Consider the following 8233-nt stretch of genomic DNA (forward strand, 5'->3'; position numbering starts at 1 on the left):
CAGTTCAGTGCCGCCCCGGTGAGCCGGGGCCCCGCAGACGGCCGGTAGTGTTGGCCGGTGATCACCAATCCGAAAATCCAGCTGACCATCGACTGTGCCGAGCCGGAGCGACTCGCCGCGTTCTGGGCCGCAGCGCTGGGCTACGAAGTCGAGCCGCCACCAGCGCCCTTCACCAGCTGGCGCGCGTACTGGTTGGACCAGGGCTTGTCAGAGGAGGAGCTAGGCACGGGTGACTGCAGTGACTCCGTCGTCGATCCACAGGGCGTCGGACCGCGGATCTGGTTCCAGCAGGTGCCCGAGCCCAAGGCCACCAAGAACCGGCTCCACCTCGACCTCGGCGTGAGCGGTGGGCGCGGTGCTCCGTTCGCAACCCGTAAGGAGCGCGTCCTTGCCAAGGTGGCGCAACTGCAGAGCGCTGGTGCGTCCCGGCTACGCGTCGAGGAGTCAGAGGAATCGGGTTCCTGTTTCGTCGTGATGCAGGATCCGGAGGGCAACGAGTTCTGTGTTCACTGAGCTCTGTGCCACCGGACCCCTTTCACCGCGCGTTTCAGCATCGACCCTGCTCAGCTTTTCCCTCCAGAAGAGCTACGGCCAAAGGAGTTGGAGCACCTCAGTCAGTGCGCTGGGACGCCGGTCCACGGGCAAGGGATCGACCAAATGGACCCGACACCCCAGCGTGGCAGCGCCCACGTCCGCAACGCGTTCGTCTCCCACCATGAGCGCATTGCCGGGCGCCACTCCGAGCTTGTCGCACGCCATCTGGAAGATCCGGGGATCGGGCGTCTTCACCCCGCACTCGAAGGAGAGGAAGTAAGCGTCCACGAGATTATCGACACTGTGGTCGCGGAAGACAGAGCGCATGTCCCAACCGATGTTGCTTACGACAGCGACCGGGATGCCTCGCCCGCGCAGGGCACGAAGGGTTGCCTCGGCATCGGGATACGGCTGCCATGCCTCGGATACTTGAGAACGGTTATACAAGGCTTCAGCTAGGTCAGCCGACGGCAACTTCGCTTCCCGCGTAAGGGCCGTGAAGGCGGCCCGATGTCGTTCGGCGGTCAAATCGCGCTCCCGCCACAGTTCCTCCAGATGGGGCGGAACTCGGCGCGGCGCCACCCCTCCCGGCTGAGCCCCGGCCTCTTCTAATCGACCCGCACACGCACCGAGTTCGTTCTCGGGCACGGCCAGACCGGCATTGGCTACTACCGTGCGCAGCCACCGCTCAGTCGATTCAATCCGGAAGAGGGTCCCGGAGAAGTCGAACATCACACCCTTGATCATGCTGACGATCCTGGCCGCGCCGACGAGCCGCCCGCAACCCCCACGAACGATCGTGATATCCACCCGAGCGATCCGCGAGTCCTCCCAGCATTCTCCCCGTAGTTGAGCGCTTATTTGATCGCAGAAGGCTCATTCGGATCCGGCGACCGACGAAGCCCACTGTCAGCGAGACACTGCGCGGCATGACGGTCACTACCGTCATGCGCAGCTCAGAAGGAGCTTCTCACCCGTCTTCGATGGCGTTCCGTCGGACCTCGATGATCGGCAGCAACGGGCGTGGGATGGAGCCGGATGGTGTGGGGACGTTCGCGAGGCGCTCCAGTAGCCGGTCAAGGGCGACTCGGCCGACATCGACTGCTGCTTGTTCTTCGTCGGTCAACGGAATCGTGGCCCGCATGCACTGGAGATTGTTCTTTGCCTCCAGGAGCTGTGCCCTGCTGGACTCCTTGGGCATGTAGAAGTCGCAGCGGGCGCAGGCCATGCGGTGCGGGCACTGCTCGAAGAACGTGTACGTGCAGTAGCCGTGGCCCAGGTCGCAGTGCTGCCACGGTTCCCCGGCCGCGGCCGCGCCCAAGGTGACGGCGTCCCGGTCGACGAGGACCTCGATGGTGCGTACGTTGCGGGCGAAGTACCCGGCGTCCTCGTACGCCTTGGTCAGTGTGCTGGGGCTGATCTTTAATGGTGTGCTCGGGTACTGGAACTCTCGGAATACCCCAGCGAATGTCGTGAGGTGAGCGGTGTTTGCGGCCGGGGTCATTCAGCGACCGGGTTCGTGGTCGGGTGCGGGCCAGGCGTAGCTTCATGGGCCGCAAGCTGTTCGGGGGTTCCCACAAACGCCGGGCCGGCATTGGCCGGCAGCCTCGTGATGACCATGGCGATGGCGTCTTCTGCGGTTGCGGCTGGACCGACCGATTCGGTGCGCAGTGGGCCGGAGACCCAGTAGCCGCCGCCCTTGGCGGGCTGGATGTACGGGATGTCCCATGTCCAGCGGGGTTCGGTGCAGCGGCTGAAGTGCAGTTCTCCCATGCCTGTCCAGGGGAAGAGCTGCCGTAGGCGAGGCTCCCCGCAGGCGGCGTTGATGAGTTCGTCGCGGACTCGCCCGTCTCGGCGAACGGCCTGCCAACCTGCCTACGTGATCTCGTGGCCCGTGTCTTGGTCATTGTCTTCGCAGGTCAGACGAGCGTTACTGGCTGAGCAACGTAAGGTCAGTCTCGTCAACGCAGGTCGTCAACCGAGCACCGACCGCGGGAGCCTAGAAGCAGGCTGCGAGGTAGCAGCCGATTACCAGTAGTACTGCGCAGACCCCGACGCTCAGCAGCCCGCCGGCGAGGAAGGTGCCTCGCACCCCGGCAAGCGGTAGGACCGGTGCCCCGAGTGCGGCGCCAGCCGCAATGCCAGGTTGTAGGCGCCGGAATCGGCCGCGAGGGCGATATCTGTGCGGCCCGGCGCGCCGTACAGCATCTCGTTCTGGGCGACCATGAACACAGGCCCGAGCGCGCCGCCCATCAAGATCAAGAACATCACCGCCGTCACCGAGTGAGTGCCGACCGAGTACAGGCCGAGCATGCCCACTGCCTGCGTGGCCACGGCCGTGAGCAGCGCAAGCTGCGGGAATCGGTCCAGCAACGCCCCCGTGAATCGACAGCACTCGCAGATCGACGGCTGTGACATCCGCGCGCCCGCTCAGTAGAGCGGGAAGGCCCAGCCGCCGAGACACCAGAGTTGCGGCCTGTCGAGGTGAGGGGCAGAGCGCCGGGCCGCAGTTCCTCGACGATGCCGGCGGTGGCGAGGCTGGTCATGGCGGTGCCGCGAAGGAAGCCTGCGGCTGACCGCGGTGGAACTCGGCGCCAGCCCTCCGTGCGGGCACGAACGCCGCCCGGGAAGCTCCCGTTCACGTTGCGCGGGCGCCACATCTGACGGGATGCCAGTAACCGTGTACGGCCTGGGGTCGCATGGATTACATGGCGGCCTGATGACAACATCTGACGAATGGACGGCAACGGAAGACGCTCCTCAATCTGGCGCAATCGCGAGTTCCTGCTGTTATGGGGCAGCCAGACGGTCAGTGAGACGGGGGCGCAGGTCACCGTTCTCGCCCTGCCGCTGGTCGCCGTCGTGCTGCTGAACGCCTCCGCGTTCCAGGTGGGGCTGCTCGCGGCGGCGGAGACGAGCGCGTACCTGCTGGTGGCCCTGCCCGCCGGAGCCGTCGCGGACCGGGTCGTCCGCCGTCGGCTGATGATCGGGTCCGACCTCGCGCAGTTCCTGGTGATCGGCTCGGTGCCGGTGGCCCACGCCCTCGGCGTGCTGACGCTGGCCCAGTTGTACGCCGTCGCGCTGGTCTCCAGCGTCCTCTCCGTCCTCTTCCAGGTGGCCTACCAGGCGTACTTGCCGGTGGTTCTGGAGCACGACCAGCTGATGGACGGCAACGGCAAGCTGGCCGCCTCCCGGTCGGTCGCGCAGATCGCCGGACCCAGTATGGGCGCGGCACTGGTGACGCTGGTCGGCGCCGCGGGGGCGATGACTGCCGACGCAATCTCGTTCGTGGCGTCGGCGGGCTTGCTGACGGCGATCCGCAGCCGTGAACCCCGCCGGTCCAGGGCCGAGGCCGGCCGCCGGCCCCGGATGACGGCGCAGATCCGCGAGGGGCTCGCCTACGTGCTCCGCAACCCCATCCTGCGCAACTCGGTGGGGTTCAACGGAACCGCCAACTTTTTCGTCATCATGGTCGAGAGCCTCGGCACCGTCTTCCTCATCCGTACCCTCCGTCTGCGTCCGGGCCTGGTCGGACTGCTGCTGGCGCTGGGGGCCGTCGGCGGTCTTGCGGGCGGGGTCGCGGCCGGGTACCTCGCCAGGAAGGTCGGCTCGGCGCGGATCAGCTGGATCGCGATGACCGTGCTGTCGCTGCCCGGGCTGTTGATCCCGATGGCCGAGCCTGGCTGGATGGTGCTGCTGTTCGCGTTCGGCTGGATCTCCTGGACCTTCTCCTCCACCGTCGCCGGGGTCTCGCTGACCAGTTACCGGCAGGCCGCCTGCCCGCCGGACATGCTCGGCCGGGTCAGCGCCGCCGCGCGCTGGATCAACTGGGGCACCCTGCCACTGGGCAGCCTGGCCGGCGGGGGACTCGCCACCCTCCTCGGCGTCCGGACCACCCTGTGGATCGCCGTCGCCGGCGGCTGCAGCGCGGGGCTGTGGCTGTTCTTCTCCCCGTTGCGCGGGATGCGCGACATCCCGCTCGCGCAGCCCGAACCGGTGTCCGTGGCCGGGGCGTCGTAGCACCGTCATGAAGCCGGCGGGCGCAGCCGTGGCGCCACGCCCCAACACCCGCGGCGCGGCCCGGACCGAGTGCTACTGAAGTGAGTCACACCGAACCGACCCTGCCTGGCTATGCAGGGGCCACCACCTCATACTCCAGCCGTAGATCGTGATCTCGATGGTGAGGGGCGTCGAGGCGGCAGGTGTCCAGCGTGGATCATCTCGCCCGAGATCGCCCATGCCGTCGCGGGCGTCGGCTCCTTCTCCGTCTACCCGAGTTCACCGCGACGGAGGGCGTCCTTTATCTCGCTGAGCTTCACGGTCGTTGCCGGGGTCCGCTCCTGTGCTTGTTCAGCGAGTCGGAGGGCATCGTCGATCTCGCTGAGCTTCCTGGAGGACAGGACGGCCGCCTGCTCTATCAGGTCGTCCCGGGACACGGTGGTCAGCCACGTGCACGGGGTGAAGCCTGGACGCGGGAACGCGAGCCGCAGCACGCCTTCGAGCGGCAGCCCTTCACCGGCGCCGAGGGTCACTTCGATGCCCAGACCGCTGATGTCGAGGCCCGCCGGAGCGACGACCTGCATCACCTGGAACCCGGACGCGTCGTCTCCTGACAGCAGTACGACCAGCCTCCGCTCGTCGAACTGGACCCACCAGACTTCGCCACGTTGCACAAGCCCTCCGATACACAGGACGGCAGGCAGACGCTGCGCGACCTGACGCGGTGTGGAGACGGGTGCGGCCACCGTTGATCATCGGTGTGTGAAGACAAACGATCACGCGGTGGCCGCAGGTCACAGCGTAGACCCTGCCTGCTGGCAGGAGGCGTTCGAGGGCCTGATGAGCCGGATAGCGGGACGCTTCACACGGGTCGAATCCCGACGCCGGGCCCGGAAGTTGGTACTCGGCCTGTTGTCGGACCTGCCGCGCAAGAACTGCTGGACCATCGCCGAGTGGGCCGGGGACAGGCCCCCGGACGGCATGCAGCACCTGCTCGGGAGGGCGAAGTGGGATGCCGACCAGGTCCGCGACGAGGTGGGTGACTACGTGGTGGAGCATCTGCACGACGACGAGGCGGTGCTGGTGGTCGACGAGACCGGCGACGTACTAGGCATACGACGACGCGATCGCCTCGCCGATATGACTCCATGAGTGCCTGCATGTGGCCTGACCTGCGCGGACGAGAATTCCGGCAGGAGCGACGTCGGCGGGGCGAAGTGCGCTCAGCTCCGCCCCAGCCGGAGCTCGTTGTGCGTGATTGCCCAGGCCATCTGCGTCTGGCCTTCGCGGTGGCGGTCACCGAACTCGCGGAAGACGGCGGCGGCGCGGGTGGTGAGGGTGATCCAGTCGTCGAAGTAGCGGCGGTAGTCGAGATATCGGGCGAGGGTGACGGCGAGGAAGGTGGTGGTGATGACGGCCGCACAGGCCGCGACCAGAGCCGTATAGAAAACCCAGGCCACGGGCGAGAAAGCCCACGCCCCCAGCCGCAGCAACCGCAGCCGGGGCGGGCCCCTCCCCGACGAACCCCAGCCCGCGCAGAGCGGACACGAAGTCCCCGCTGTCCACGCTCTCGCCGAACTCACCCCGATACCACCAGGCCGCCTCCTCGGCCGGCTGCCCGGCCGCGAGCCGCCGCAGCAGCGCCGCACCGTCAGGAGGCTGCACCGCGTAGGACCCGGTGTCGGGGCGCGCCACGACGACACCGTCGTACTCCTCGACGAAGGCAAACGGGTGGAACTCGATGGCCGGCATGAGCGTCACACACCTCCTCGACGCCACGGAACGAAACAACCCGCGCCCCCGGCCGCCGCAGCACAGCGGACAGGGGCACAGGCACAGGGCGTCAGCAGCCGACGAAGGTGTAGGCCGACGCGGACGACGTGAGCTTGATGGCGCCGGTCTTGCGAACGGTGATCTTCTTCATGCGTTTCACCTCCCCCAATACCTGGTGCCGATCGTGCGGGCACCGCCCCTCGGGCGGCTCGGCCCCCCAACTGGCCCCCGGCCCGCCCCCGGCACATGGGGGCGCGGCCCCCATCTTCAGCCGCCCGCCGACACCCCAAGTCGGGGGCACCTGAACGGTGGCTTCGGTCGTGGCTTGTGGGCCGTTCAGCTACGGGGTATTCAGCGGCCGATGTCGTCCAGCTCGGTCAAGTCCTCATGCGAGAGGGAGAGTCCCGTGCCGACGATGTTCTCGCGAAGGTGCGCTGTCGATGACGTGCCGGGGATGAGCAGGATGTTCGGTGATCGCTGCAGCAGCCAGGCCAGTGCGACGGACATCTGTGTCGCTTTCAATCGAGCGGCGACCGCCGAGAGCGCCGAGGACTGAAGCGGGGTAAAGCCCCCGAGAGGGAAGAAGGGCACGTACGCGACGCCTTCGGTGGCGAGCCGGTCGATGAGCTTGTCGTCGTGGCGGTGGGCGAGGTTGTACATGTTCTGCACGCACACGATCGGCGCGATGCTCTGTGCCTCGGTGACCTGCTCCTCGGTGGCGTTGCTGACCCCGAGGTGGCGGATCAGGCCCTGCTGCTGGAGTTCGACGAGCGTCTCGAACGCCTCGGCGAGCGAGCCGGGCTGGGGGCCTTCGGCGTTGCCGAGTCGGAGGTTGACCAGGTCGAGTACGTCGAGCTGGAGGGACTTGAGGTTGTTGTGGACCTGGCGGCGCAGATCTTCGGGTCGCCGGGCCGTGGGCCAGCCACCCTGTTCGTCGCGGGTCGCGCCCACCTTGGTCACGATGTGCAGCGAATCGGGATAGGGGTGCAGTGCCTCGCGGATCAACTCGTTGGTGATGCGCGGCCCGTAGGCGTCGCTGGTGTCGATGTGGGTGATGCCGAGGTCGACCGCTTCACGCAGAACGGCCAGGGCACCGTCGCGATCGGTGGGCGGCCCCATGACCCACGGGCCGGCCAGTTGCATGGCGCCGTAGCCGAACCGGGTGACGGTCACGTCACCCAGAGTCCAGGTGCCGCCGGGAAGAGAGTGGGAGGGTGTGCTCATCCTGTTGCCTTTCGTCGTGCACTGGGGGGTGGCGCCTGCTGCCTCCCTGCATCAGCATTGGAGAGAAACTTCCTGTCGGGAAGCAGGCACTTTGGAGTGCGTAACCCGCCCATCGGCGAGAGGTTCGATCAGTGACGACGATGAAGGCGGCCCAGAAGAGGGCTCAGGCCAAGGTGGAGTACAACGCGTTCCTGGCAGGGTGCCCCAGTCGGCAGCTGCTCGACCGAATCTCGGACAAGTGGGTCGTCCTGATCCTGTGTGCGCTGGGCGGCGACACCAGCCCTGGCCAGCCCGGTGCAGCACACGCAGACGCTCCGAAGGCGATGCGTTACTCCGAGATCTCTCGTCTTCTGGCCGGGGTCAGCCAGAAGATGCTGACCCAGACGCTACGGTCGCTGGAGCACGATGGCCTGCTCACCCGTACCGTGACACCAACCGTCCCTGTCACCGTCTCCTACGAGCTGACCGACCTCGGCCTCTCGCTCCACCACATGACGCGCGGGCTCAGAAACTGGGCGCAGACACACATGGCCGAGGTCCTCGCAAACCGTGAGAACCACGACGCTCACACCTCCTGACGACTCACATCCAACCGTCCAGCAGCTCTAAGTGCGTTGTGGCAAAGGGAGTCCCTGTTCGATGAACAGGGACTTCTTCGTGTGCGGGGCGTGATCGCGGAGGTGTAGGGGCAGGCAGCGGACGG

8 protein-coding genes and 3 pseudogenes are annotated in these 8233 nt (G+C 67.2%); 4 read left to right on the forward strand and 7 right to left on the reverse strand.

Annotated features, from left to right (window positions below):
- Nucleotides 1–60: 60 nt before the first annotated feature.
- A complete protein-coding gene (locus ACFZDK_RS53265) occupies nt 61–513 on the forward strand; it encodes a VOC family protein (RefSeq protein ID WP_390986005.1) in 453 nt (150 codons plus the stop codon).
- 72 nt (nt 514–585) lie between these two features.
- Here the strand turns inward: ACFZDK_RS53265 and ACFZDK_RS53270 are convergent, their stop codons facing one another.
- The 4 genes and pseudogenes from ACFZDK_RS53270 to ACFZDK_RS53285 form a co-directional block, all read right to left on the reverse strand.
- Nucleotides 586–1281, reverse strand: a complete 696-nt coding sequence (locus tag ACFZDK_RS53270; protein WP_390986008.1) for an HAD family hydrolase — start codon at nt 1279–1281, stop codon at nt 586–588.
- A gap of 223 nt (nt 1282–1504) precedes the next feature.
- Nucleotides 1505–2038 carry a hypothetical protein gene (locus ACFZDK_RS53275; protein WP_390985991.1) on the reverse strand — a complete coding sequence of 178 codons (534 nt, stop codon included), beginning with the start codon at nt 2036–2038 and terminating at the stop codon, nt 1505–1507.
- A pseudogene (locus ACFZDK_RS53280) lies at nt 2035–2394 on the reverse strand (DUF6193 family natural product biosynthesis protein); the annotation flags it as partial. The gene ACFZDK_RS53275 and the pseudogene ACFZDK_RS53280, both read right to left, overlap by 4 nt.
- A 139-nt stretch (nt 2395–2533) precedes the next feature.
- Nucleotides 2534–2916: pseudogene (locus tag ACFZDK_RS53285) on the reverse strand (MFS transporter); the annotation flags it as partial.
- Nucleotides 2917–3270: 354 nt separating this feature from the next.
- Between ACFZDK_RS53285 and ACFZDK_RS53290 the strand changes: the two are divergent.
- On the forward strand, nt 3271–4554 hold the full coding sequence (locus ACFZDK_RS53290; RefSeq protein ID WP_390985993.1) for an MFS transporter: 1284 nt from the start codon (nt 3271–3273) through the stop codon (nt 4552–4554).
- A 248-nt stretch (nt 4555–4802) separates the two neighbouring features.
- Here the strand turns inward: ACFZDK_RS53290 and ACFZDK_RS53295 are convergent, their stop codons facing one another.
- Nucleotides 4803–5207, reverse strand: coding sequence for a type II toxin-antitoxin system PemK/MazF family toxin (locus ACFZDK_RS53295; RefSeq protein ID WP_390985996.1), 405 nt, complete (start codon nt 5205–5207; stop codon nt 4803–4805).
- A gap of 166 nt (nt 5208–5373) precedes the next feature.
- On the opposite strand from ACFZDK_RS53295, the pseudogene ACFZDK_RS53300 reads away from it, so the two are divergent.
- Nucleotides 5374–5640 (forward strand): annotated as a pseudogene (locus ACFZDK_RS53300) (transposase); the annotation flags it as partial.
- 116 nt (nt 5641–5756) lie between these two features.
- Here the strand turns inward: ACFZDK_RS53300 and ACFZDK_RS53305 are convergent.
- Both ACFZDK_RS53305 and ACFZDK_RS53310 read right to left on the reverse strand, forming a co-directional pair.
- Entirely contained in the window at nt 5757–5993 is a 237-nt protein-coding gene (locus tag ACFZDK_RS53305) for a hypothetical protein (RefSeq protein WP_390985999.1), read from the reverse strand.
- 664 nt (nt 5994–6657) lie between these two features.
- Complete coding sequence (locus tag ACFZDK_RS53310; RefSeq protein WP_390986002.1) at nt 6658–7530, reverse strand: oxidoreductase; 873 nt, start codon at nt 7528–7530, stop codon at nt 6658–6660.
- 140 nt (nt 7531–7670) lie between these two features.
- Here ACFZDK_RS53310 and ACFZDK_RS53315 point away from each other — a divergent pair, with 140 nt between their 5' ends.
- Nucleotides 7671–8108: a winged helix-turn-helix transcriptional regulator gene (locus tag ACFZDK_RS53315; RefSeq protein WP_390986010.1), complete on the forward strand. Its 438-nt coding sequence runs from the start codon at nt 7671–7673 to the stop codon at nt 8106–8108.
- The last annotated feature ends 125 nt before the right edge of the window (nt 8109–8233 follow it).

The sequence above is a fragment of the Streptomyces sp. NPDC007901 genome (genome assembly GCF_042959465.1).
GTDB lineage: Bacteria > Actinomycetota > Actinomycetes > Streptomycetales > Streptomycetaceae > Streptomyces.

Excerpts from the sequence above, each read along its gene's own strand:
- ACFZDK_RS53270 (WP_390986008.1), bottom strand. The coding sequence starts at position 1,281 with ATGATCAAGGGTGTGATGTTCGACTTCTCCGGGACCCTCTTCCGGATT.
- ACFZDK_RS53275 (WP_390985991.1), bottom strand. The coding sequence starts at position 2,038 with ATGACCCCGGCCGCAAACACCGCTCACCTCACGACATTCGCTGGGGTA.
- ACFZDK_RS53290 (WP_390985993.1), top strand. The coding sequence starts at position 3,271 with ATGGACGGCAACGGAAGACGCTCCTCAATCTGGCGCAATCGCGAGTTC.
- ACFZDK_RS53310 (WP_390986002.1), bottom strand. The coding sequence starts at position 7,530 with ATGAGCACACCCTCCCACTCTCTTCCCGGCGGCACCTGGACTCTGGGT.
- ACFZDK_RS53315 (WP_390986010.1), top strand. The coding sequence starts at position 7,671 with ATGAAGGCGGCCCAGAAGAGGGCTCAGGCCAAGGTGGAGTACAACGCG.